This window comes from Agrococcus sp. TF02-05, assembly GCF_017565345.1.
GTDB classification, from domain to species: domain Bacteria; phylum Actinomycetota; class Actinomycetes; order Actinomycetales; family Microbacteriaceae; genus Agrococcus; species Agrococcus pavilionensis.
The window spans coordinates 23,210-47,510 of the sequence record NZ_JAGEKO010000007.1; the positions used below are offsets into that span (position 1 = coordinate 23,210).

General features: G+C 72.8%; 24 protein-coding genes. 14 read left to right on the plus strand and 10 right to left on the minus strand.

Going from position 1 to position 24,301, the window contains the following annotated elements; translation table 11 throughout:
• Positions 1-21 precede the first annotated feature (21 nt).
• Positions 22-1,128 (minus strand): YbdK family carboxylate-amine ligase, encoded by a 1,107-nt coding sequence (locus JQT67_RS07480; RefSeq protein WP_208064142.1) that lies wholly within the window; start codon positions 1,126-1,128, stop codon positions 22-24.
• A 109-nt stretch (positions 1,129-1,237) separates the two neighbouring features.
• Here JQT67_RS07480 and JQT67_RS07485 point away from each other — a divergent pair, with 109 nt between their 5' ends.
• The 4 genes from JQT67_RS07485 to JQT67_RS07500 are packed head-to-tail and all read left to right on the plus strand — an operon-like array spanning position 1,238 to position 7,222.
• The gene (locus JQT67_RS07485) at positions 1,238-2,305 is read left to right on the plus strand and encodes a Ku protein (RefSeq protein ID WP_208064143.1); all 1,068 of its coding nucleotides are present in this window, start codon (positions 1,238-1,240) and stop codon (positions 2,303-2,305) included.
• A gap of 1 nt (position 2,306) precedes the next feature.
• A complete protein-coding gene (locus JQT67_RS07490) occupies positions 2,307-4,775 on the plus strand; it encodes an ATP-dependent DNA ligase (protein WP_307864257.1) in 2,469 nt (822 codons plus the stop codon).
• A 54-nt stretch (positions 4,776-4,829) separates the two neighbouring features.
• Positions 4,830-6,068 (plus strand): CaiB/BaiF CoA-transferase family protein, encoded by a 1,239-nt coding sequence (locus JQT67_RS07495; RefSeq protein ID WP_243755804.1) that lies wholly within the window; start codon positions 4,830-4,832, stop codon positions 6,066-6,068.
• Positions 6,065-7,222, plus strand: coding sequence for an acyl-CoA dehydrogenase family protein (locus tag JQT67_RS07500; protein ID WP_208064145.1), 1,158 nt, complete (start codon positions 6,065-6,067; stop codon positions 7,220-7,222). Before JQT67_RS07495 ends, JQT67_RS07500 begins: the two co-directional genes overlap by 4 nt.
• Positions 7,223-7,229: 7 nt before the next feature.
• On the opposite strand, the gene lepB is transcribed toward JQT67_RS07500, so the two are convergent.
• From lepB to JQT67_RS07525, 5 genes are all read right to left on the minus strand, one after another.
• Entirely contained in the window at positions 7,230-7,718 is a 489-nt protein-coding gene (gene lepB / locus JQT67_RS07505) for a signal peptidase I (RefSeq protein ID WP_208064146.1), read from the minus strand.
• A complete protein-coding gene (locus JQT67_RS07510; protein ID WP_208064147.1) occupies positions 7,700-9,310 on the minus strand; it encodes a multicopper oxidase family protein in 1,611 nt (536 codons plus the stop codon). Before JQT67_RS07510 ends, lepB begins: the two co-directional genes overlap by 19 nt.
• Positions 9,311-9,372: 62 nt before the next feature.
• Complete coding sequence (locus tag JQT67_RS07515) at positions 9,373-9,963, minus strand: hypothetical protein (protein WP_208064148.1); 591 nt, start codon at positions 9,961-9,963, stop codon at positions 9,373-9,375.
• Between the two features lie 145 nt (positions 9,964-10,108).
• Positions 10,109-10,297 carry a hypothetical protein gene (locus JQT67_RS07520; protein ID WP_208064149.1) on the minus strand — a complete coding sequence of 63 codons (189 nt, stop codon included), beginning with the start codon at positions 10,295-10,297 and terminating at the stop codon, positions 10,109-10,111.
• A gap of 83 nt (positions 10,298-10,380) precedes the next feature.
• The gene (locus JQT67_RS07525; RefSeq protein WP_208064150.1) at positions 10,381-10,899 is read right to left on the minus strand and encodes a DinB family protein; all 519 of its coding nucleotides are present in this window, start codon (positions 10,897-10,899) and stop codon (positions 10,381-10,383) included.
• Positions 10,900-11,010: 111 nt separating this feature from the next.
• On the opposite strand from JQT67_RS07525, the gene JQT67_RS07530 reads away from it, so the two are divergent.
• From JQT67_RS07530 to paaZ, 5 genes are all read left to right on the plus strand, one after another.
• Positions 11,011-11,160 carry a hypothetical protein gene (locus tag JQT67_RS07530; RefSeq protein WP_208064151.1) on the plus strand — a complete coding sequence of 50 codons (150 nt, stop codon included), beginning with the start codon at positions 11,011-11,013 and terminating at the stop codon, positions 11,158-11,160.
• Between the two features lie 113 nt (positions 11,161-11,273).
• Positions 11,274-12,458, plus strand: coding sequence for an acetyl-CoA C-acyltransferase (locus JQT67_RS07535; RefSeq protein ID WP_208064152.1), 1,185 nt, complete (start codon positions 11,274-11,276; stop codon positions 12,456-12,458).
• Positions 12,459-12,570: 112 nt separating this feature from the next.
• Complete coding sequence (locus JQT67_RS07540; RefSeq protein ID WP_208064153.1) at positions 12,571-13,332, plus strand: enoyl-CoA hydratase/isomerase family protein; 762 nt, start codon at positions 12,571-12,573, stop codon at positions 13,330-13,332.
• Entirely contained in the window at positions 13,329-14,246 is a 918-nt protein-coding gene (locus tag JQT67_RS07545; protein ID WP_208064154.1) for a 3-hydroxyacyl-CoA dehydrogenase family protein, read from the plus strand. Before JQT67_RS07540 ends, JQT67_RS07545 begins: the two co-directional genes overlap by 4 nt.
• A gap of 126 nt (positions 14,247-14,372) precedes the next feature.
• Entirely contained in the window at positions 14,373-16,481 is a 2,109-nt protein-coding gene (gene paaZ, locus JQT67_RS07550; RefSeq protein WP_243755805.1) for a phenylacetic acid degradation bifunctional protein PaaZ, read from the plus strand.
• A 62-nt stretch (positions 16,482-16,543) separates the two neighbouring features.
• Here paaZ and JQT67_RS13760 read toward each other — a convergent pair whose 3' ends face one another.
• The 4 genes from JQT67_RS13760 to paaI form a co-directional block, all read right to left on the minus strand.
• Positions 16,544-17,227, minus strand: a complete 684-nt coding sequence (locus JQT67_RS13760) for a transglycosylase family protein (RefSeq protein WP_307864258.1) — start codon at positions 17,225-17,227, stop codon at positions 16,544-16,546.
• A 272-nt stretch (positions 17,228-17,499) separates the two neighbouring features.
• Complete coding sequence (locus JQT67_RS07560; protein ID WP_021009576.1) at positions 17,500-18,111, minus strand: TetR/AcrR family transcriptional regulator; 612 nt, start codon at positions 18,109-18,111, stop codon at positions 17,500-17,502.
• A gap of 92 nt (positions 18,112-18,203) precedes the next feature.
• Positions 18,204-19,517 carry a phenylacetate--CoA ligase PaaK gene (gene paaK, locus JQT67_RS07565; RefSeq protein WP_208064155.1) on the minus strand — a complete coding sequence of 438 codons (1,314 nt, stop codon included), beginning with the start codon at positions 19,515-19,517 and terminating at the stop codon, positions 18,204-18,206.
• 132 nt (positions 19,518-19,649) lie between these two features.
• Complete coding sequence (gene paaI, locus JQT67_RS07570) at positions 19,650-20,117, minus strand: hydroxyphenylacetyl-CoA thioesterase PaaI (protein ID WP_243755806.1); 468 nt, start codon at positions 20,115-20,117, stop codon at positions 19,650-19,652.
• Positions 20,118-20,255: 138 nt separating this feature from the next.
• On the opposite strand from paaI, the gene paaA reads away from it, so the two are divergent.
• The 5 genes from paaA to paaE all read left to right on the plus strand — a co-directional run bounded on the left by paaA (position 20,256) and on the right by paaE (position 24,288).
• On the plus strand, positions 20,256-21,242 hold the full coding sequence (gene paaA, locus JQT67_RS07575) for a 1,2-phenylacetyl-CoA epoxidase subunit PaaA (protein WP_021009573.1): 987 nt from the start codon (positions 20,256-20,258) through the stop codon (positions 21,240-21,242).
• 74 nt (positions 21,243-21,316) lie between these two features.
• On the plus strand, positions 21,317-21,622 hold the full coding sequence (paaB, locus tag JQT67_RS07580) for a 1,2-phenylacetyl-CoA epoxidase subunit PaaB (RefSeq protein WP_031223242.1): 306 nt from the start codon (positions 21,317-21,319) through the stop codon (positions 21,620-21,622).
• Positions 21,623-21,708: 86 nt separating this feature from the next.
• Positions 21,709-22,563, plus strand: a complete 855-nt coding sequence (gene paaC / locus JQT67_RS07585) for a 1,2-phenylacetyl-CoA epoxidase subunit PaaC (RefSeq protein WP_208064349.1) — start codon at positions 21,709-21,711, stop codon at positions 22,561-22,563.
• Between the two features lie 2 nt (positions 22,564-22,565).
• Complete coding sequence (gene paaD / locus JQT67_RS07590; RefSeq protein WP_208064156.1) at positions 22,566-23,144, plus strand: 1,2-phenylacetyl-CoA epoxidase subunit PaaD; 579 nt, start codon at positions 22,566-22,568, stop codon at positions 23,142-23,144.
• Position 23,145: 1 nt separating this feature from the next.
• The gene (paaE, locus tag JQT67_RS07595; protein ID WP_307864259.1) at positions 23,146-24,288 is read left to right on the plus strand and encodes a 1,2-phenylacetyl-CoA epoxidase subunit PaaE; all 1,143 of its coding nucleotides are present in this window, start codon (positions 23,146-23,148) and stop codon (positions 24,286-24,288) included.
• The last annotated feature ends 13 nt before the right edge of the window (positions 24,289-24,301 follow it).

The window sequence follows — 24,301 nt, forward strand, 5'->3', positions numbered from 1 at the left end:
CGGCGGCGCCCGCCCCGCGCCTCAGCCCGCGAAGCTGTCGCGCAGCAGCGCCGCGAGCGCCGGCAGGCCCTCCGCGAGCGCCGCGCGCTGCCGGTCGGCGCCCGTGCCGGAGGCGCGCACCCGCTCGGCGAACGACGCGACCCGGGCGCGGTCGCCCGCCGCCTCGAGCGCGCTCGAGGCGACCTCGAGCATCCGCTCGATCGCGTCCCACGCGGGGACGACGGATGCGGTCGTCGGGTCGACGAGGTCGGCGGTCGTGCCGTGCCGGGCCGCGTGCCACACCGCGGCGTCGAGCAGCTCCTGGTGCGCGGCGGCGGGTGCGTGCGGCAGGTCGCCCGCCGCCGCGGCCGCGACGAGCGCGCGCGTCAGGAGGGCGAGCGCGACGGTGTCGTCGGCCGCGAGCTGCGCGTCGAACACCCGCACCTCGACCGTCGGGTAGGTCTCGGACAGCCGCGCCATCCAGAACAGCGAGTGCAGGTCGATCGTCGCGCCGAGCCCGACGATCGCCGCCGCGCGGCGGTCGTAGTCGGCGGCGTCGGCGAAGTCGGGCGGCACCGACGCGGTCGTGAAGCGGCGGCCGATGATCGTGCGCCAGCTCGCGAAGCCCGTGTCGCGCGCGCCGAAGCACGGCGAGTTCGCCGAGAGGGCGAGCAGCGGCGCGAGCCACGGCCGCAGCCCCCGCAGCACCGCGACGCCCTCGTCGCGCGAGCCGACCGCGACGTGCACGTGCAGCCCCTGGATGCGGTGGTCGGGCCGGGCGGCACCGAGCAGCGCGTCGAAGCGCGAGTAGCGCTCGTCGGGCGTGATCGCCGAGACGCGCGCTCCGATGGGCGTGCCGATGCTCGCCACGATGAGCCCGCGCCGCTCGGCGGCCGCGCCGATCGCGCGCCGGAACCCGCGCACCGCGCCGTCGGCCGCCGCCGCCGTCTCGAGCACGGGCGAGGCGAACTCGAGCTGCGACTGCAGGAACTCGTGGTCGACGCGGGCCGCCGGGTCGGCCGCGCGCACCTCGGCGACGACCTCCGCCGCGACGTCGACGGGATCGAGGGTCGCGGGGTCGAGCAGCACGACCTCCTCCTCGACCCCGAAGGAGCGGGGAGGCGGGCCTGCCGGCCGCGATGCCGTCATGGCGGGGATTGTCGCACGCACGCCTGCGGCCCCGTCGTACCTGACGCATCCCTCATTTCCTGAGAAGTCGCACATGGTGGGGGGCGCACCCATGGTGGAGAGTGTCGCCATGCGCGCGATCTGGAAGGGCTCGATCACCTTCGGGCTCGTGAACGTCCCGGTGAAGCTCTACTCGGCGACGGAGGAGCACGACCTGCAGCTCCACCAGGTGCACGACGCCGACGGCGGCCGCATCCGCTACCAGCGCAAGTGCGAGGTGTGCGGCAAGAAGGTCGAGTTCGCCCACATCGACAAGGCCTACGACGACGGCGACCAGACGGTCGTGCTCACCGAGGAGGACCTCGAGTCGCTGCCCGCGGAGCGCTCGCGCGAGATCGAGGTGCTCGAGTTCGTGCCGAACGAGCAGATCGACCCGATCCTGTTCGAGCGCTCCTACTACCTCGAGCCCGACTCGAAGAGCCCGAAGGCCTACGTGCTGCTGCGCCGCGTGCTCGAGGAGACCGAGCGCACCGCGGTCGTGCGCATCTCGCTGCGGCAGCGCACGCGGCTCGCGACGATGCGCGTGCGCGACGACGTGCTGCTCGTGCAGACGATCCGCTGGTCCGACGAGGTGCGCGCGGCGGAGTTCGACTCGCTCGGCGACGACGTCACGGTCGGCAAGCGCGAGATGGACCTCGCGCGCTCGATCGTGCGCGACCTCGAGGCCGACTTCGACCCCGAGCAGTACGTCGACGAGTACCAGGAGCAGCTGCACAAGCTCGTCGAGGCGAAGCTCGAGCAGGGCGACGCGCTCGACACCGCCGCGACCTTCGGCGAGACCGACGACGACGAGGGCGCCGAGGTCATCGACCTGCTCGAGGCGCTGCAGCGCTCGGTCGAGAAGCGGAAGGACTCGGGGTCGGATGCGTCGGAGGACTCGGGCGCGAAGGGCTCCGGCTCGAGGTCCTCGGGCTCGAAGACCGCCGCGTCCGCGTCTAAGAGCACGGCGAAGCGCACCGCGAGAAGCGGCACGTCGTCGAAGAGCACGGCGTCGAAGAGCACGGCGTCGAAGGGCACCGCGGCGAAGAAGCCCGCGACGAAGTCGAGCTCGTCGAAGTCGACGGCGAAGAAGCCGGCGGCGAAGTCGACGGGCTCGAAGTCGAAGACGACGGCGGCGAGCAAGCGGAAGTCCGCCTGACGTGGCGGCGGCGGATCGGATCGTCGTCGGCGGGCGGTCGCTGCGCTTCTCGAACCCCGACAAGGTGCTGTACCCGTCCACCGGGACGACGAAGCGCGACGTGCTCGAGTACGTGCTGCGCGCATCCGAGCCCATCATCGCCCACGCCGGCGGTCGCCCCGTCACCCGCAAGCGCTGGACGGAGGGCGTCGGCACCGAGCAGAAGCCCGGGCAGGTGTTCTTCCAGAAGACGCTCGAGAAGGGCGCGCCCGACTGGGTGCAGACCGTCGAGCTGCAGCACTCGACGGGGCCGAAGCAGTACCCGGTGCTGACCGAGCCCGCGGTGCTCGCGTGGATGGCGCAGATGGGGGCGCTCGAGCTGCACGTGCCGCAGTGGCGGATGCTCGATGGCGACCGTCAGAATCCGGACCGGCTCGTGCTCGACCTCGACCCGGGGCCCGGCGCCGACCTCGACGACTGCGCGCGCGTCGCGCTGTGGGTGCGCGAGCTGCTCGAGGACATCGGGCTCCACCCCGTGCCGCTCACGAGCGGCTCGAAGGGCATCCACCTCTACGCGCGACTCGACGGCACCGTCACGAGCGAGCAGGCGAGCGAGGTCGCGCACACGCTCGCGCGATCGCTCGAGCAGATGCATCCCGAGCTCATCGTGAGCGACATGAAGAAGGCGCTGCGCACGAACAAGGTGCTGCTCGACTGGAGCCAGAACTCCGGCTCGAAGACGACCGTCGCGCCCTACTCGCTGCGCGGGCGGCTGCGGCCGACCGTCGCCGCGCCGCGCACGTGGGACGAGGTCGAGGCGGGCGGGCTCGAGCAGCTCGAGTACACCGAGGTGCTCGAGCGGCTCGAGCGCGACGGCGACCTCATCGCCTCGCTCGACCCGCCGCCCGACCGGCTCGCGAAGTACCGCGGCATGCGCTCGGCGGCGCGCACCCCCGAGCCGGTGCCGGCCGAGCCGCCGACGTCGACCGACGGGCGATCGTTCGTGATCCAGAAGCACCGGGCGAGCCGGCTGCACTACGACTTCCGGCTCGAGCAGGACGGCGTGCTCGTCTCGTGGGCGGTGCCGAAGGGGTTGCCGTCGACGCCGAAGCAGAACCGGCTCGGCGTGCAGACCGAGGACCACCCGCTCGAGTACGGCTCGTTCGAGGGCACGATCCCGAAGGGCGAGTACGGCGCGGGCGTCGTGCAGATCTGGGATGCGGGCACCTACGAGCTCGAGAAGTGGCGCGACGACGAGGTGATCGCGACGCTCCATGGGCGGCCCGACGGCGGGCTCGGCGGCGAGCCGTACCGCTTCGCGCTCATCCGCACCGACGCCGAGAAGCGGCAGTGGCTCGTGCACCGCATGAAGGAGCAGGACGCCGAGCGCGACGCGCGGCTCAAGGGCTACGCGCCCTCGAAGGCCGCGGCGGCGCGCGCGGCGCGCGGCGAGGACGACGAGGCGGAGGCGCCCGCGCCGGCGGTGCCGCGGCGACGGCTCGGGAAGAAGCTGGGCCGGGCCGCTGCGCGCGAGCGCGATGACCGCCCGACCGACCTGCGCCCGATGCTCGCGACGCAGAGCGACGCATCCGCCATCGACGACGAGCGCGAGTGGTCGTTCGAGGTGAAGTGGGACGGCTGGCGCGTGCTCGTCGAGCGGCGCGGCGACGCCGTGCGGCTGCTGAGCCGCAACGGCCGCGACCTCTCGGGCGCGTTCCCCGAGCTCGTCGAGGCGGTGCCGGCCGCGATCGAGGTCGATGCCGTGCTCGACGGCGAGGTCGTCATGCTGAAGCGCGGGGCCGCGGACTTCGAGGCGCTCCAGGACCGCGGCGGGCTCTCCGGCCGCCAGGCCGCGCGAGCGGCGAAGGCGAGCCCCGCGACGCTCGTGCTGTTCGACCTGCTCGAGGAGGGCGGCGAGCGGCTCGTCGATGAGCGGCTCGACGATCGGCAGTCGCGGCTCGACGAGCTCGTGCACGAGAGCCGGCGCGTGAAGGTCTCGAAGCCGCTGCGCGGCTCGCTCACTCGCATCCTCGAGGTCACGCGCGAGCGCGGCCTCGAGGGCGTCATGGCGAAGCGGCACGACAGCCGCTACCGGCCCGGCAAGCGCAGCGACGACTGGCGCAAGCTCAAGCACCAGCAGTCGCAGGAGGTCGTGGTGGTCGGCTGGCTCGAGGGCAACGGGTCGCTCTCGGGCACCGTCGGATCGCTCGTGCTCGCGCTCCCGGGCGAAGGGGGTCGGATGCGCTACGCCGGCCGGGTGGGCACGGGCTTCTCGGGGCGCGAGCGCGACCGCTTGCGCGACGAGCTGCGGCCTCGCCGCACGGCGCCCGCGCTCGAGGGGCTCCCGAGCGACGTCGCGCGGAAGGTGCGCTGGGTGCGCGCGGCCGTCGCCGAGGTCGAGCACACCGAGCGGACGACGTCGGGCGCGCTGCGGCACCCGGTGTGGAAGGGCTTGCGCCCCGACAAGGCGCTCGCCGATCTCAACCCGTAGCGGCAGCCCCTGGCCGGACCACCGGGGCCGGGGGCATCCGGCATGCTGAGGAGCATGCCCGACCAGCCCGCCGCCGACGCGCCGCTCGCCGGGATCGTCGTCGCCGACCTCTCACGCGTGCTCGCCGGCCCGCTCGTCGGCGCGACGCTCGCCGACCTCGGCGCGCGCGTCATCAAGGTCGAGCAGCCGGGCAGCGGCGACGGCACGCGCGCGTGGTCCCCGCCCGCCTCCGCGACCGGATCGACCTACTTCGACAGCGCGAACCGCGGCAAGGAGTCGGTCGCGCTCGACCTCGCCGACCCGGGCGATGCCGCTCTCGCGCGCGAGCTCGTCGCGCGCGCCGACGTCGTGATCGAGAACTTCCGCCCGGGCGCCGCCGCCCGCCTCGGCCTCGATCGCGACGCGCTGCTCGCCGAGCACCCGCGGCTCGTGTGGTGCTCGATCACCGGCTACGGCGCCCAGCCGGGCGGCGCCGAGCGCGCCGGCTACGACTTCGTGCTGCAGGCGGCGAGCGGGCTCATGCACATCACCGGCGATGCCGACGGGCCGCCGACGAAGGCCGGCGTCGCGCTCGTCGACGTGCTCACCGCGAAGGACGCGCTCGCGGGCATCCTCGCGGCGCTCCTCCGCCGCGAGCGCAAGGGTCGCGGCGGCCTGGTCGAGGTCGCGCTGCTCTCGAGCGTCCAGGCGGCGCTCGTCAACCAGCTGCAATCGGTGCTCGGGCCGATCGCGCCGGAGTCGAGCGACGCCGAGGCGACGCCCGCCGAGTCGCCCGCGCGGCCGGTCGAACCCCGCCGGGCCGGCAGCGCGCATCCGTCGATCGTGCCCTATCAGCTGCTCGAGACCGCTGACGGGCCGCTCGCGGTCGCGATCGGCACCGACGCGCAGTTCCGCGCGTTCGCGGCGCTGCTGGGCGCGCCCGGGCTGGCCGACGACGCGCGCTTCACCACGAACGCGCGGCGCGTCGCGCATCGCGAGGGGCTCGTGCCGCTGCTCGAGGCGGCGCTCGCCGCCGGCGGCGCACTCGAATGGGAGCATCGGCTGCTGGATGCCGGCCTCGTCGCGAGCCGCGTGCGCACGATCGGCGAGGGCCTCGAGCTCGCCGCGGCGGTCGGCCTCGACCCGATCCGCGAGGTGCGCGGCGCCGCGGGCGTCGGCCGCCAGCTCGCCTCGCCGATCCGCATCGACGGCGTCGCCCGTACCGCGACGACCGCACCGCCCCTGCTCGGCGAGCACGACGCATCCGTGCGAGCCTGGCTCTCGCGCCCCGCGACCGACGAAGGAGCCCCATGACGACCGACCTGCTCGACATCGAGTCGCTGCTGACCGACGACGAGCGCGCGACGCGCGCGCGGGTGCGGACGCTCGTCGATCGCGAGATCCGGCCCCACATCGCCGAGTGGTTCGAGCGGGCCGTCTTCCCGCGCGAGCTCGTGCCGGTGCTCGGCGAGGCGGGCCTGCTCGGCATGCACCTGACCGGCTACGGCTGCGCCGGTCGCGGCGCGGTCGAGTACGGCATCGCGATGCAGGAGCTCGAGGCGGGCGACAGCGGCATCCGCACCTTCGTGTCGGTGCAGGGCTCGCTCGCGATGTCGGCGATCGCGAAGCACGGCTCCGAGGAGCAGCGCGAGGCGTGGCTGCCACGCATGGCGCGCGGCGAGGCGATCGGCTGCTTCGGCCTCACCGAGCCGGATGCGGGGAGCGATCCGGGCGCGATGCGCACCTTCGCGAGGCGCGACGGCGACGACTGGATCATCGACGGCGCGAAGCGCTGGATCGGGCTCGCCTCGATCGCCGACGTCGCCGTCATCTGGGCGCAGACGGACGAGGGCGTGCGCGGCTTCCTCGTCGAGACCTCCTCGCCCGGCTTCACCGCGACGCCGATCGAGCCGAAGCTGTCGATGCGGGCGTCGATCCAGTGCGACATCGCGCTCGAGGGCGTGCGGGTGCCGGAGGCGATGCGGCTGCCGGAGGCGCGCGGGCTGCGGGCGCCGTTCGAGTGCCTCAACGAGGCGCGGTTCGGGATCGCGTGGGGCGCGCTCGGCGCCGGCCGCGACGCGCTCGAGCAGGCGCTCGCCTACGCAGCGGAGCGCGAGGTGTTCGGCAGGCCGCTCGCGGCGATGCAGCTGACGCAGGCGCGGCTCGCCGAGATGGCGCTCGCGCTGCAGCAGGCGCAGCTGCTCGCGCTGCACCTCGGGCGGCGCAAGGAGGCCGGGGTGCTCCGCCCCCACGAGATCTCGATGGGCAAGCTCGCCTCGGTGCGCGCGGCGATCGACGTCGCGCGGGAGGCGCGGGCGCTCCTCGGCGGCAACGGCGTCTCGCTCGAGCACTCGCCGATGCGGCACGCCGCCAACCTCGAGAGCGTGCGCACCTACGAGGGCACCGACGAGGTGCACACGCTCGTGATCGGGCAGGCGCTCACGGGCATCAGCGCGTTCCGCGGCTGACGCCGCCTCAGGGCATCCAGAGGACCGTCCCGACGACGTCCTCGATCGGCACGGGGCCGAAGTCGCGCGAGTCGACGGAGACCGCGCGGTTGTCGCCGAGCACGTAGACGTGGCCGGCCGGCACCAGGACCTCCCGGAAGAACGTGCCGTCGACGGCGCGCGCGTCGACGTAGGGCTCGTCGAGCGCGACCTCGTCGACGAAGACGACGCCGTCCCGGACGACCACACGCTGGCCCGCGACCGCGACGACGCGCTTCAGCACGCCGCGCCCGTCGTCGGGGCTGCGGACGACCGCGAGCTGACCCGCGTCGACGCTCGCCGGCGACCACCGGGAGACGAGCACGGTGCTGCCTGCCGCGACCGTCGGCTCCATGCTGTCGGAGGCGACCACCACGGGCTCCACCACCCAGGCGCGGACGCCGACGACCGCAGCGACGAGCAGCAGCGCCGAGATGATCGCGAGCGCCGCGGGCCTGCTCAGCTGCCGTCGTCCCATACCGCCGGCGCCGCCGTCATCGGGTCGTTCGCGTCGACCGCGTCATCGGCGAGCCCGACGCTGAACTGCACCATCATGTCGTGGTCCTCGTGCGGCAGGTTGTGGCAGTGCATCATGTACTTGCCTCGATGCGGGCCGAAGCGCATGAGCAGCCGCACGGTCTCGCTCTCGCCGACGTAGACGGTGTCCTTCGGCCCGAGCTCGTAGGCGAACGGCGCGCGGCCGTTGCGGCTGAGCACCTGGAAGTCGACCAGGTGGATGTGCATGGGGTGGAACCATCCGCCCGAGCTGTTCTCGAACTCCCAGATCTCGGTCGCGTCGAGCGCGGGGTTCGCGACCACCTTCCGGAAGCCGCTCGCCACGACGTCCTGCCACGAGTCGGAGCCGATCGTGAACACGTTCGTCGAGTCGCTGTGCTTGAGCCGGAACCTGCGGGTCTTCCTCGATTGCGAGGCCGTGAGCGCCATGACGTCGCTGCTCGCGAGCGTCGTGGGGATCGTGTTCCACGTGGGGTCGCTCGAGTCGACCGGGGCGTCGATCACGTCGAACGCCATGATCTTGTTCGTGTGGTCGTAGTCGACGTTGTTGCGGTTCGAGAGGTTGCGCAGCTCGACGCGCTGGCCGGTCGCGTACTTGCGGAAGTCGATGAGCACCTCGTAGCGCTCGGCGCCGCCGTGCCGGTAGCTCGCGACCTGGCGCGCGACGGGCATGAGCCCGCCGTCGGTCGCCACGACGGTCATCGGGTCGCCGGTGCTGAGCGCCGGCCGCAGGGACCGCGAGATGCTCGCGTTCAGGATGCGGAACCGGTAGACGCGCTTCTGCACCTGCATGACGGGCCACGGCCTGCCGTTGACGAGCATCACGTCGCCCCAGAGGCCCGAGTGGTCGTGGTCGTCGTAGGCGAGCGCGCCGTTGGCGGCGAACATCGCGTCGTTGACCGTGAGCGCGACGTCGAACTCGCCCTGCGGCAGTAGCTGCCGCTCGGCCGGGTCGTGCACGTGGTACTGCGCCGCGAGCCCCGCGTAGACGTTGAGCGAGGTGCGGTGGACGCCGTGGTCGTGGTACCAGAGCGTCCTCGCCGGCTGGGCGTTGTCGTAGCGGTAGTACTTCTTGAACCCCTGGTACGTCACGTCGCTCGCGTAGCCGTCGAACTGCGGCAGCGACGCCGAGCCGTGCAGGTGCGTCGAGGTCGACAGCACGTGGCCGTCGATGGGATGCCTCGCGGGCAGCTGGTTCCGCACCCGCAGCACCGCCTTCGTGCCGCGCTCGAGGCTGATGGTCGGGCCGGGGAAGATCCCGTTGTAGGCCAGGATCGGCGTCATGAGCCGCGGCAGGATGGCCGCGCTCGACGCCATCTGCGTCACGGTGTAGTGGTGCACCGGGGCGCCGTCGACCGGATCGATCCCCGTCGACTCCGGTCGGAGGACGGGCGCCTGGGCGAAGGCCGTGCGGTAGGGCCGAGGCATGTCGCGATCGCTCAGCCGGCTGGCCGACTTCGCGTCGACGGTGCTGAGGGGGACGGTCACGGCAGCCGCCGCGCCGAGCACGCCCAGCCCGCCGTACACCAGGAACTGGCGTCGTGTGATGGTCATCGGTGCCTCCTCGCACCTCGAGCGCACCTCGCGCGGTGCGGCTCGCGGATCACTGGCTCAGGTCATCGGTCGGATGTGTGGTGCTCTGCTCCGAGCGCGAGCCGACCGCCGCGCTCACCCTCGAGCGTGAGCGCGATCGCGCGGTCGGGGATCTCGAAGACGAGCGTCGTGTCGAGCACCTCCCCGCGCCGCACGTCGGCCGCTGCGGGCGATGCCCACAGCACGCGGACGCGCTCCGCCCCGAGCCCGAGGATCGAGTAGTCGTCCGCGATGAACGCCGTCCCCTCGGCGTCGAGCGCGGCGAGCTGGAGCTCGACGCGCACGAGGTGCCTGCCCTCCGGCACGGGGTCCGTGAGCACCGCGGGCGGATCGGCCGGCAGCCAGCCGTCGCGCTCGAGCGGGATCACCCCGTTGACCCGGGCGACGCCGCCTGGGATGTCGGCCGCGGCCCCGAGCGGCGCGATCGGCTCGCTCCTCGCCGTCGCACCGGTGAACACCGCGATCCCGGCGCCGATGAGCACGAGCAGGACGAGGGCGAGCAGCGTCCGAGGCCGACGGAGGCGCTCCAGGAGCGCCCGGGGAGCCGGTGCGCCACTGCGTGCTGGCAGCACCGTCGGAGCGGAGAGCTCGAGGGGCGGAGCGGAGACGGCCACGGCGCAAGCCTGAACGATCAGGCTCAGCGTAACGTCGTCCGGGAAGTCACGCTTCTCGCAGGATGCTCCACGCGATGCCGCATGCCGTCCTCCGCCCTGCACGCGCGTTGAGCCGTCCCAGGGCCCGGGCTGAGCCCGGCTCAGCTCAGCCCGTGGACGCCGCGGAGCCGAGCAGGAGCACCGCCGCGACGAGCGCGACGAGGCCACCGGCGATCGTGCCGAGCAGCGCGGGCCACACGCGCTTCGCGCGGCCGCGGGCGTGCCGTCGGATGCCGAGCAGGCCCACGCCGACCGCCGCGAGCGCAGCCAGGAGCGAGACGACGTCGCCCACCATCGGCAGCGCGAGGCACGCGAGCGCGATGACGCCGAGCGCGAGCGCGCTCTCGCCGGAGGCGTCGTGCCCCGGTGGCTCGCCGCTCAGCGCCGCACGTCCTGGACGTGGTGCTCGAGGTCATGCAGGGCGTAGACGAGCAGCGACTCGACCGTGAACGCCGAGCCGTTCGACCGCGTGCCGGGGCGGTCCCACGCGTCGGAGGGCACCGCATCCGCCGCGTTCGCGAGCTCGGCCGCCGCGAGGTCGAGCTCGACCGCGACGTGCTCGGGCTCCTGGCTCGCGTAGTCGCCGTCGATCGCCGCCTGATCCTGATCCCAGCTCGCGAACTCCGGGCCGTCCTCGGTGAGCATCTGGTCGAGCCGCGAGCGCATCACCGTGCAGACGTCGCGCACGTGCGCCGCGTACTCGAGCGGCGACCACGTCGAGTCGTCGGGCCGCTCGGTCACCGCGTCGCCGTGCAGCCGCGCGTGCATCGCGGCCGCGGCGTCGCGGATGCGCGGGCCGAGCTCGCCGCGCTCGGCGAGCGCGGGGTCGAAGCCGCACTCGGGGCACCGCTCGCGCAGCACCCAGGTCCAGTCCTTCGTGTCGGGCTCGATCGGCATGGTCCCACTGTGGCACGCCGATGCCGCGGCGCGGCGGATCATCCCGAGGGATGACCATCCGTCGACCCCGGACGGACGCGGCGGATGCGCTCCGATTCCTAGCGTCGGAGCATGGAGATCTTCGACCTGCTGTTCGTCGCCGCCGACCTCGCGCTCGCCGCCCTCGCGATCGGCGCCGCCACGATCCTCGTCGTCGGCGGCGCCGTCATCGTCACCGCGTGGGGCGCGGGCGAGGTCGTGCGGCGCGCCCGCCGTCACTGACGCATCCGCACCGGTGTTGCGGGGCCAGGAGCGGGCCCGTAAGGTATTCCTGAACGATCGGTCACTAATTCACGACCGCATCCGGTGTCACGACGACGGAGTCAGGAGCCCCATTGCCCGAGGCCTTCCTCATCGGCGGAGCACGCACCCCGGTCGGCCGCTACGGCGGCACGCTCGCGGGCGTGCGGCCCGACGACCTCGCAGCGCTCGTCGTCGCCGAGGCGATCGCGCGCGCCGACATCCCCGCCCACGCGATCGACGAGGTCATCCTCGGCGCCGCGAACCAGGCCGGCGAGGACAACCGCAACGTCGCGCGCATGTCGGTGCTGCTCGCGGGCCTGCCCGACGACATCCCGGGCATCACCGTCAATCGCCTGTGCGCATCCGGCATGTCGGCCGTGATCATGGCCTCGCAGATGGTGAAGGCGGGCGACGCCGACATCGTCGTCGCCGGCGGCGTCGAGTCGATGACGCGCGCCCCGTGGGTGCAGGCGAAGCCCGAGCGCGCGTGGGCGAAGCCCGGCGAGGCGTACGACACGTCGATCGGCTGGCGCTTCCCCAACCCCAAGCTCGTCGCGCGCGACAAGGCGACGTTCGCGATGCCCGAGACGGCCGAGGAGGTGGCCCGCGTCGACGGCATCACGCGCGAGGAGGCCGACGCGTTCGCGCTCCGCTCGCAGCAGCGCGCGATCGCGGCGATCGACGAGGGCCGCTTCGAGGCCGAGATCGTCGCGGTGCCGACGCGCGGCGGCGAAGTCTCCGTGGACGAGCAGCCGCGCCGCGACACGAGCCTCGAGCGGCTCGCGGCCCTCAAGCCCGTCGTGGGCGGCGGCTCGGTCGTCACCGCCGGCAACAGCTCGTCGCTCAACGACGGCGCCTCGGCGATCGTGGTCGCGAGCGAGGCCGCGGTGGAGCGCTTCGGCCTCGCGCCCCGCGCGCGCATCGTGGGCGGCGCGAGCGCCGGCATCGCCCCCGAGATCATGGGCCTCGGTCCCGTGCCCGCGACCGAGAAGCTGCTCGCGCGCACGGGCTACTCGGTCGACGACATCGGCGCGATCGAGCTCAACGAGGCGTTCGCAACGCAGTCGATCGGCACCATCCGCCGGCTCGGCCTCGACGACGCCATCGTCAACGCCGACGGCGGCGCGATCGCGCTCGGTCACCCGCTCGGCTCCTCCGGCTCGCGCCTCATCGTGACGCTGCTCGGCCGCATGGAGCGCGAGCAGGCCGAGATCGGGCTCGCGACGATGTGCGTCGGCGTCGGCCAGGGCACCGCGATCCTGCTGGAGCGCGCGTGAGCGGCGCCGCGACTCGAGCCATCTTCAACCGGGCAGCCGGTTGGGCGAGCCGATATGCGTCGCGCTCCACCGGCTATCCGGTTGAAGATCCCTCGGTCGAGGGGGTGCGGCGATGAGCGAGTCGCTGCGCGTCGAGGACCGCGGCGCCTTCGTGCTCGCGACCCTCGACCGCCCCGAGAAGCGCAACGCGATCGACCAGGACCTCGTGGATGCGCTCCACGTGCTGTGCGCGCGGCTCGAGGTCGAGCGCCGCACCCTCGTCATCGCCGGCTCCGGCGGCACGTTCGCGGCGGGTGCCGACATCGCGCAGCTGCGCGAGCGGCGCGCGACCGACGCCCTCAAGGGCATCAACACCCGCTGCTTCCAGCGCATCCGGGCCCTGCCGATGCCGGTCATCGCCGTGCTCGACGGCTACGCGCTCGGCGGCGGCGCCGAGCTGGCCTACGCCGCCGACATCCGCATCGGCACCCCGAGCCTCAAGATCGGCAACCCCGAGACCGGCCTCGGCATCATCGCCGCGGCGGGCGCGACCTGGCGGCTCAAGGAGATCGTCGGCGACGCGCTCGCGAGCGAGATGCTGCTCACCGGCCGCATCCTCGGCGCCGACGAGGCGCTCGCCGCCGGGCTCGTGAGCACCGTCGTCGAGTCGCACGCGGCGCTCGAGCACGCCGCGACGATCGCCGAGCGCGTCGCGGCGCTCGATCCGGCCGCGACGCAAGCGACGAAGCGCGCGCTGCTCGCGCCGGCGAGCGCGCACCCCGAGATCGAGCTCGCCGAGCAGGCGGTGCTGTTCGAGAGCCCCGAGAAGCAGCGACGCATGACCGAGTTCCTCGAGCGCCGCGGCGCGAAGCGAGCGACGGAGGAGTCCCGATGACCGACGTGACCGAAGCCGGCGCCCCCGACGAGCGACCGCGGCCCGACGACACCGACGCGCAGGTGGGCGCCGGCGCGCCCGAGCGCGTCGGCGTGCTGGGCGGCGGCCGCATGGGCGCGGGCATCGCCCACGCGTTCGTGCTCGCCGGCAGCGACGTCGTCGTGGTCGAGCGCGACCCCGCCGCCGCGAGCGCCGCCCAGGACCGCGTCGCCCAGAGCCTGCGCAAGAGCGTCGAGCGCGGCTGGGCCGAGCCGCTGCAGGAGCTCGAGGGGCGCTTGCGCGTCGCGGTCGAAGCGAGCGCGTTCGTCGACTGCGACCTCGTGATCGAGGCCGTGCCCGAGGACGAGGCACTGAAGGCGGATGCGCTCGCGCGCGTCGAGGCGGTCCTGTCGCCTAGCGCCTCGCTCGCGAGCAACACGTCGTCGATCTCGATCGACCGCCTCGCGGCGGCGCTGTCGCGCCCCGAGCGGTTCCTCGGGCTCCACTTCTTCAACCCGGTGCCTGCGTCCGCCCTCGTCGAGATCGTGCTCGGCGAGCGCACCGACCCGGCGCTCGCGAACGACGCCCGCGCGTGGGTCGAGGCGATCGGCAAGACGCCCGTGACGGTGCACGACGCGCCGGGCTTCGCGTCGAGCCGGCTCGGCGTCGCGATCGGGCTCGAGGCGATCCGCATGGTCGAGGAGGGCGTCGCGAGCCCGGGCGACATCGACCTCGCGATGGAGCTCGGCTACAAGCACCCCGTGGGGCCGCTCCGCACGACCGACATCGTCGGGCTCGACGTGCGCCTCGGCATCGCCGAGCAGCTGCACCGCGAGCTCGGCGAGCGCTTCGCGCCGCCGCAGCTGCTGCGCGACATGGTCGCCGAGGGCCGGCTCGGCAAGAAGAGCGGCCGCGGCTTCTACGACTGGACCTGACCCCCGCTGGTCGAGCAGCCGCCGCAAGCGGCGCATCGAGACCACCCGCGACAACCGAACACACTGCACTCCGTCTCGATGCGGCCCTTCGGGCCTACTCGACGAACGGGGAGGAGAGGATCGACGATGACCGACACGATGACCCGCACCCGACTGCTGCCGAGCTACGTGCAGGACGCCTGGTGGGAGCCCGCGAGCGACGAGGGCGCCGCTGTCGTGCGCGACGCCTCGACCGGCGAGGAGGTCGCGCGCGTCTCGACCACCGGGCTCGACCTACCGGGCGCGCTCGAGCACGCCCGCACCGTCGGCCAGCACTCGCTCGCGCCGCTCACGTTCCACGAGCGCGCGATCCTGCTCAAGCAGATGGCGCTCGCGCTCACCGAGCGCAAGAGCGAGCTCTACGAGCTCTCGAGCCGCACGGGCGCGACGAAGCACGACTCCTGGGTCGACATCGACGGCGGCATCGGCGTGCTCTTCACCTACTCGTCGAAGGGCCGCCGCGAGATGCCGCAGTCGACGATCTACCTCGACGGCCCGGTCGAGCAGCTCTCGAAGGACGGCTCCTTCCTCGCCCGCCACATCTGCACGACCCTGCCGGGCGTCGCGGTGCAGATCAACGCGTTCAACTTCCCCGTCTGGGGGCCGCTCGAGAAGCTCGCGCCCGCGTTCCTCGCCGGCATGCCGACGCTCATCAAGCCCGCGACCCCGACCGGCTACGTCACCGAGCACATGGTGCGGATCCTCGTCGAGTCGGGGCTCATCCCCGCCGGCGCGATCCAGCTCGTCTCGGGCTCGGCGCGCGACCTGCTCGACCACCTCCGGCTCGGCGACACCGTGAGCTTCACCGGCTCGGCGGCGACGGCCGCGAGCCTGCGGCTGCACGACGCCGTGCAGACGGGCGGCGTGCGCTTCACGGTCGAGACCGACTCGATCAACGCATCCGTGCTCGGCCCCGACGCCGAGCCCGGCACCCCCGAGTTCGACGCCTTCGTGCGCGGCCTCGTGAGCGAGATGACGTCGAAGGCGGGCCAGAAGTGCACGGCGATCCGCCGCGCGCTCGTGCCATCGGGCATGACGGATGCGGTGGCCGAGGCCGTGCGCGAGCGGATCGTCGCGAAGGTGGTCGTCGGCGACCCGCGCGCCGAGGGCGTCACGATGGGCCCGCTCGCCTCGCTCGAGCAGCGCGACGAAGTGCTCGGGCAGGTCATGAAGCTGCGCGAGGGCGGGGGCCAGATCGTCGTCGGCGGCGACGCGGGCGAGGTGCGCCTCGCCGACGGCTCGATGGGCCTCGCCGAGGGCGGCGCGTTCGTCGCGCCGACGCTGCTCGCGTTCCGCGACGCCGAGGCCGATGCGCTGCACGACATCGAGGCGTTCGGCCCGGTCTCGTCGCTCGTCGAGTACGGCTCGCCCGAGCAAGCCGCCGAGATCGTCGCGCGCGGCGGCGGCTCGCTCGTCACCTCCGTCGCCTCGCACGACCCGGTGTTCGTCGCCGAGCTCACGCGCCGCATCGCGCCGCACAACGGCCGCGTGCTGCTGCTCGACCGCGACGACATGCGCGCCTCGACCGGGCACGGCTCGCCGCTGCCGATGCTCGTGCACGGCGGCCCCGGCCGCGCGGGCGGCGGCGAGGAGCTCGGCGGCATCCGCTCGGTGCTCCACTACATGCAGCGCACCGCGATCCAGGGCTCGCCGACGATGCTCACGGCGCTCACGGGCGTCTGGCACCAGGGGGCTCCGGCCTCGACCGAGGCGCCGCATCCGTTCCGGAAGTCGCTCGCCGAGCTCAAGGTCGGCGACCAGGTCGTCTCGGAGCGGCGCGAGATCTCGCTCGACGACATCGAGCACTTCGCCGAGTTCACGGGCGACAAGTTCTACGCGCACATGGACCAGGCGGCGGCCGAGGCGAACCCGTTCTTCCCCGGCCGGGTCGCGCACGGCTACCTGCTGCTGTCGTTCGCGGCGGGCCTGTTCGTCGAGCCGGCGCCGGGCCCCGTGCTCGCGAACACGGGCCTCGACAACCTGCGCTTCATGACGCCCGTCTCCCCCGGCGACTCGCTGCGCGTGACGCTCACGGCGAAGCAGATCACGCCGCGCGAGACCGACCCGTACGGCGAGGTGCGATGGGATGCTGTGCTCACGAACCAGGACGACGAGGTCGTCGCGCAGTACGACCTGCTCACCTACGTCGCCAAGACGCAGGAGAACGCCTCGAACCCGCCGGTCGCCTCAGCCTGATCGGCCGCCGACGCGGCGAGCGCCCCAGCACCTCGCGTGCTGGGGCGCTCGCCGCGTGGTGGCTACTCGGCGGGCAGCACGAGCTGCTGGCCGGCCATGATCAGGTCGGGGTCCGTCAGCGCGTCCTGGTTGACGGCGAAGATGCCGAGCCAGCCGCTCTCGACGCCCTGCGCCTCGGCGATCTCGAAGAGCGTGTCGCCGGGCACGACCTCGTAGGTCTCGTCGCCCGGCTGCACGTCGGGCAGCTGCAGGGCGGCGGGAGCCGCCTGCGCGGGAGCGGGCTGCTCGGCAGGCGCCTGCTGCGCCGGCGCCGCCTGGGCCTGCTGCTGGGCAGGCTGCGCCTGCTGCGCGGGCTGCGGGGCAGCCGCTCGCGGCTCGGCCGCCCCGCTCGCGCCGATGCGCGCCGAGCACGTCGGCCACGCGCCCCAGCCCTGGCCGGCGAGCGTGTTCTCGGCGACGCGGATCTGCTCCGCGCGCGACGCGTCGGCCGGGTTGCCCGTGCCGCCGTAGGCCTGCCAGGTCGAGAGCGAGAACTGCAGGCCGCCGTAGTAGCCGTTGCCCGTGTCGATCGACCAGTTGCCGCCCGACTCGCACTGCGCGAGGGCGTCCCAGGTGGAGTCGGATGCCGCGTTCGCCGCGGTGGGCACGAGGACGGCGCCCGCGACGGTCGCGATGCCGGTGGCGACGATCCCGCCGATGGCGCGCTTCGAACGGCGCGCGCGAGTGGTGGTGTGCTGCTTGGTCACGATGAACTCCGCGGTCCCGTCTGGCGGCGCTCAGCGCGCGCGACCGCCCGACCGGTGCAATTGGATTCGATGGCGCGAGGGCTCTCGGGGCGGACACGACGGCTGCCCTTCGCGGTTCGTCGGTCGACACTACGCGAAGATCACGGTTTGGTAACGAATTCCGCTGACCGCGAACGCCAGGGCTGCAGCTCGCGTCGCCGCGCTTGGGCCCGGTAGAGGCGGGCGGCACATTCACCGAGCGGTGAGTGCCGCGAAGAAGTTATCGCGCAGCGCTAGAGCGACGCGGGGTCGCGCAAGCCCGTCCGCACGAGCTCGAGCACCGAGTCGGCGAGCTGCTCGGGGGTGATCGAGCCACCGGGGCGGTACCACTCGACGATCGAGTTGACCATGCCGAACGTGAGCCGCTCGGCGATGCGCGGGTCCATGTCGGCGCGCAGCGTGCCCTCGTCGCGCGAGAGCTCGAAGAGCGCGCGCAGCTTGCGGTCGAACTCGCGCCGCCGGCGCATCGCCTCGAGCTCGATCGGGGTGTTGCCGCGCAGCCGCAGCAGCAGCGTCACGAACGGCATCTGCTCGCACAGCACGAGCACAGCGCCGCGCACGACGTGGCGGATGCGGCTGACGACCGGCCCCGTGGTCGCCTCCGGCGACTCGAAGACCGCCTCGAGCGCGTCGAGGGCGCGGCCGAGCGCGACCTCGAGCATCTGCTCCTTCGACGCGAAGTGGTGGTAGATCGCCGACTTCGACAGCCCGAGCTTCTCGGCGATCGAGCCGAGCGAGGCGGCGTCGTAGCCGCGCTCGTTGAAGACCTCGACGACGACCTCGAGCATCGAGTCGCGGTCGTAGCCGGGGCGGCCGCGGCGGGCGGGCTCGGTGGCGGTGGTCATCTCACCAGTCTTCCAGCGTCATCGGCGCTCCCCGAGGCCTGAGACGGGCCTCGGGGCTGGGGTCGCGGCGGAGGCCCGAAAGGGCCTCCGCTTCAAGCTCCACCGCGCAAGTCGTAGACGCGCTTGTACTTGCCCTCGGAGCGAGGCAGCGAGCCGGCCGGCACGACCTCGACGCCGACCGAGGTGCCGATGTGCTCCTTCACGCGCTCGCGCAGGATCGCCGCGGCGGCCTTCGACGCCTCCTCACCGACGTCGGGCATGCACTCGATCTTCACCGTCAGCGCATCCATCCGCCCGGCCTTCGTCAGCTCGAGCACGAAGTGCGGCGTGAGGTGCTCGATCGCGAGCACGATCTCCTCGATCTGCGTCGGGAAGAGGTTGACGCCGCGCAGGATGATCATGTCGTCGTTGCGGCCGGTGATCTTCTCGATGCGGCGCATCGTCGGCGACGCCGAGCCGGGCAGCAGCCGCGTGAGGTCGCGCGTGCGGTAGCGGATGACGGGGAACGCCGTCTTCGTGAGCGACGTGAAGACCAGCTCGCCCATCTCGCCGTCGGCGACCGGCTCGGCCGTCTCGGCGTCGATGATCTCGGGCAGGAAGTGGTCCTCCCAGATCGTCGGGCCGTCCTTCGTCGAGGCGAACTCGCTGCCGACGCCCGGTCCCATGACCTCCGAGAGGCCGTAGATGTCGACCGCGACGATGCCCATCCGCCGCTCGAGCTCGAGCCGCATCTCGTTCGTCCACGGCTCGGCGCCACAGATCGCGACCTTGAGCGTCGTCTCGCGCGGGTCGAGCCCGGCCTCCTCGAACGCATCCGCGATCGTCAGCAGGTAGGACGGCGTGCACATGATCGCGTCGGGCTCGAAGTCGCGGATGAGCTGCACCTGGCGCGCCGTCTGCCCGCCCGAGACCGGGATGACGGTGCAGCCGAGCCGCTCGATGCCCGAGTGCGCGCCGAGGCCGCCGGTGAAGAGGCCGTAGCCGTAGGCGTTGTGCACCTTCCAGCCCGGCTGCACGCCCGCGGCCCGCAGGCTCCGCGCGACGACCTCGGCCCAGTTGTCGAGGTCGTCCTGGGTGTAGCCGACGACCGTCGGCCGGCCGGTCGTGCCGGAGGAGGCGTGGATGCGCACCACCTGCGCCATCGGCACCGCGAACATGCCGAAGGGGTAGGCCTGCCGCAGGTCCTCCTTCGTCGTGAAGGGCAGCCGCGAGAGGTCGTCGAGCGAGCGGATGTCGTCGGGGCCGACCCCGGCCGCGTCGAGCTTCGCGCGGTAGGTCGGCACGTTGTCGTACGCGTGCCGCACGGTCTGCTGCAGCCGCTCGAGCTGCAGCGCGCGCAGCTCGTCGAGCGAGAGGCGCTCGCCGACGTCGCGGAGGTCGGCGGATGCGGTGGTCTGGTCGAGCATCGTTGCTCCTGTTCGTTCCTCGGACATCGAGTAGGCCCGAAGGGCCGTATCGAGCTGATCAGGGGGTCTGGTCTCGATGCGCCGGCCTGCGGCCGGCTGCTCGACCAGCGGGTCGGGTGGGCGGGGGTGGGTTCAGGCGGGGCCGCCGGCGCCCGCGGGCGTCGAGGGCGCGGGGCGGGAGGTGCCGAACGAGCGGCCGCGGAACTCGGCGACCGTCTCGCCCGTCTCGTCGACGATCGACACGTCGTAGAGGCCGTTGCGGCCCGAGCGCCAGCGGCGCTCGGCGGTCGCGATGAGGGTCTGGCCCGCGTGCGTCGCCTTCGCGAAGGTGATGTCGGCGCCGGAGGCGACCGTCACCGTCGCGTCCTCGTTGCACGCGTAGGCGAACGCGGTGTCGGCGAGGGTGAAGACGAGCCCGCCGTGGGTGATGCCGAAGCCGTTCACCATCGCTTCGGTGATCTGCATCGTGAGCACGGCGCGGCCGCGCTCGAGCTCGGCGATCTCGATGCCGAAGGCCTCCTTGGCGCGATCGGTCTCGGCCATGATCGTGGCGAGCCACGTCTCGTCCCGCGTGATCTCGGGGTTCCGCGTCTCCAGCATGCGCGCTCCATTGCGTCGTCCGGCGAGGTCCGGCGCACCCGTTGCAGGTCCGCCGCACCCGAGTCTATACTTACTGAACGTTCGGTCACTAATTCGGATCGAATCGGCCGGGAACGAACCGACGAGACGGAGTCGACGATGACGCTCACCGCACCCGACGCATCCGCCCTGCACCCCGACGACGACGTCGCGGAGCTGCAGGCCCGCTTCGACGCGATCATCGAGGCCGACCAGCGCATCGAGCCGCGCGACTGGATGCCCGAGGCGTACCGCAAGACGCTCATCCGGCAGATCTCGCAGCACGCGCACTCCGAGATCATCGGCATGCAGCCCGAGGGCAACTGGATCTCGCGCGCGCCGAGCCTCAAGCGCAAGGCGATCCTGATGGCGAAGGTGCAGGACGAGGCCGGGCACGGGCTCTACCTCTACTCCGCCGCGCAGACGCTCGGCATCAGCCGCGACGAGATGACCGAGCAGCTCATCACCTCGCGCGCCCGCTACTCGTCGATCTTCAACTACCCGACGCCGACGTGGGCCGACATGGGCGCGATCGGCTGGCTCGTCGACGGCGCCGCGATCTGCAACCAGGTGCCGCTGTGCCGCGCCTCGTACGGCCCCTACGGCCGCGCGATGGTGCGCATCTGCAAGGAGGAGTCGTTCCACCAGCGGCAGGGCTTCGAGATCCTGCTCGAGCTGAGCCAGGGCACCCCCGAGCAGCACGAGATGGCGCAGGACGCGGTGAACCGCTGGTACTGGCCCTCACTCATGATGTTCGGCCCGCCCGACGACGAGTCGCCCAACTCGGCGCAGTCGATGGCGTGGAAGATCAAGCGCTTCTCGAACGACGAGCTGCGCCAGCGCTTCGTCGGCATGCTCGTGCCGCAGGCCGAGGTGCTCGGGCTCACGCTGCCCGACCCGAACCTCCGCTGGAACGACGAGACCGGCCAGTGGGACATGTCGGAGATCGACTGGACCGAGTTCAACGAGGTGCTCGCGGGCCGCGGCCCGGCGAACGCGCAGCGCATCCAGCACCGCCGCGAGGCGCACGAGCAGGGCGCCTGGGTGCGCGAGGCCGCCGCGGCATACGCCGAGAAGCAGGCGGCGAAGCAGCGCCAGGCCGCCTGACCGCTTTCCGTTGGTCGAGCAGCCGGCCGCAGGCCGGCGCATCGAGACCACCCCGACTGACAGAGGAGACGACGATGTCCACCCCCGGAGACGTGGCAGGCGAGGGCTGGCCGCTGTACGAGGTGTTCGTGCGCGCCAACCGAGGCCTGAGCCACGTGCACGTCGGCTCGCTGCACGCGCCCGACGACGAGATGGCGCTGCGCAACGCGCGCGACCTCTACACGCGCCGCAACGAGGGCGTGTCGGTGTGGGTCGTGCGCTCGAGCGCGATCACGACGAGCGATCCCGACCTGAAGGGCGCGTTCTTCGAGAGCCCCGCGGGCAAGAACTACCGCCACGCGAAGTACTACGAGAAGAGCGCGGAGGTGCCGCACCTGTGAACGCCCAGCTCAACGACGCGGAGCTCGCCGAGTCCGCGAAGGCGGCCCAGCCCGCTCCCGCGACGACCAAGCGCGACGCCGCGTCGATCGCGGCGCTGCACGAGGCGGAGGCCGCCGACGTGCACGTCTCGGTCGACGACGTCGACCTCTCGGCCGAGCTGACGGGGGCGGATGCGTCCACGACGGCGAGCCCGGACGTCGCGGAGTACGCGATGCGGCTCGGCGACGACGCGCTCATCCTCTCGCAGCGGCTCGGCTGGTGGATCTCGCGCGCACCCGAGCTCGAGGAGGACATGGCGCTCGGCAACATCGCGCTCGACCTGCTCGGGCACGCCCGCAGCCTGCTGCACTACGCCGGCACCGCGACCGGTCGCTCCGAGGACGACCTCGCCTACTGGCGCGACGAGCACGAGTTCCGCTGCGCGTGGCTCTTCGAGCAGCCGAACGGCGACTTCGCGCACACGATCGCGCGCGGGCTCATCGCCGCGATCTACATGCAGGAGCTCTACACCGCGCTGTCGGCGTCGACGGATGCGTCGCTCGCGGCGATCGCGGCGAAGTCGGTCAAGGAGGTCGCCTACCACCGCGACCACGCCGTGCAGTGGACCCTGCGCCTCGCGGGCGGCACCGAGGAGTCCCGCGCGCGGATGCTCGTCGCCCTCACCGACACGTGGCCCTACATCGACGAGCTCTTCCGCGACGACGAGCTGCACGAGCGGCTCGGCGACGCCGCGCCGCTCCCCTCGAGCCTGCGCGCGGGATTCGACGAGATCTGGTCCGCCGTGCTTGCCGAGGCTGAGATCGCGGAGGCCGACTTCGTGAACCCGAAGATCGGGCAGTCCTCCGGCGGCGGCCGCTTCGGCAACCACTCGACGCACCTCGGCCCGCTGCTCGCCGAGATGCAGGTGCTCGCGCGCCGCCACCCGGGAGCGACGTGGTGATCGTGGCTGCTCCGAAGCTCCCGCCGACGCGGCCGAACCCGGGGCCCGAGACGGGCCCCGGCGCTGGCGTCGCGGCGGAGACCCGAAAGGGTCTCCGCTCTCAGCTCCAGCGCGCCCGCGAGGTCGCGGCCGCCGTCGTCGACCCCGAGGTGCCGGTCCTCACGATCGACGATCTCGGCGTGCTCCGCGAGGTGCGGCTCGAGGGCGGCACGATCGTCGTGACGCTCACGCCCACCTACTCCGGCTGCCCCGCGATCGACCAGATGCGCGACGACGTGCTGCTCGCGCTCACGGCGGAGGGCTTCGACGACGTGCGCGTCGACTTCACGCTCTCCCCCGCGTGGACGACGGATTGGATGAGCGAGGCCGGCAAGGCGAAGCTCGAGGAGTACGGCATCGCCCCGCCGACGCACCGCGCGGGCGAGCGCTCCGGCCCGATCCCGCTCTCGCTCGGCGTGAAGTGCCCCCGCTGCGGGAGCCTGCGCACCCGGGAGGTGTCGCGCTTCGGCTCGACCGCGTGCAAGAGCCACTTCGAGTGCCTCGCGTGCCTCGAGCCCTTCGACCACTTCAAGGTGCACTGACGTGGCGGCGATCAACCTGGGCTCGACGGGGCTCGGCTCGTCGACCTCGCGCAAGCGTGCCCGCTTCCACGAGCTCGAGGTCGCCGAGGTGCGACCGCTCACCGCCGACTCAGTCGAGGTGACCTTCGCGGTGCCCGAGGCCCTGCACGACGACTTCGGCTACGTCGCCGGCCAGCACCTCGCGCTGCGGAAGACGATCGACGGGCAGGAGCTGCGCCGCTCCTACTCGATCTGCCGACCGCCGACCCCCGGCTCGATCGCGGTCGCGATCAAGCGCGACCTCGGCGGCCGCTTCTCGACCTGGGCGAACAGCGAGCTGCGGCCCGGCGACCGCATCGACGTGATGGTGCCGCAGGGAACGTTCACCTCGGCGCTCGAGCGGGTCGACGGCGCGCACGTCGTCGGCATCGCGGCCGGCTCGGGCATCACCCCGATGATGGCGCTCGCGCACGAGGTGCTCGCGCGCTCCGAGACCTCGACGTTCTCGCTCGTGTACTCCAACCGCTCGACCCTCGACGTCATGTTCATCGAGGAGCTCGCCGACCTCAAGGACCGCTACCCCGCGCGGCTCGCGCTCCACCACGTGCTCTCGCGTGAGCAGCGCGCGGCGCCGCTCATGTCGGGCCGCATCGACCAGGAGCGGCTCGAGCGCATCCTCACCGACCTCATCCGCCCCGAGAGCGTCGACGAGTGGTTCCTGTGCGGGCCGTTCGAGCTCGTGCAGCTGTGCCGCGACGTGCTCGAGGCGAAGGGGGTCGAGCCGGCGCACGTGCGCTTCGAGCTGTTCACGACCGGTCGCCCGGACGACGCCGGCGGCGACCGCGGCCGGCCCGTGCAGGTCGAGGCGGGCGAGCAGACGTGGACGCTCGACTTCACGCTCGACGGGCAGTCGACGCAAGTCGAGAGCCCGATCGCGGCGCGCGAGTCGATCCTCAACGCGGCGCTGCGCGTGCGACCCGACGTGCCGTTCGCGTGCGCGGGCGGCGTGTGCGGCACGTGCCGCGCGAAGGTCGTCTCGGGCAGCGTGCACATGACGGAGAACTACGCGCTGGAACCGGACGAGCTCGAGCGCGGCTACGTGCTCACGTGCCAGTCGCACCCGCAGCCCGACACCGCGCGCGTCGTGGTCGACTACGACGTCTGAGCCTCCCCCGCTG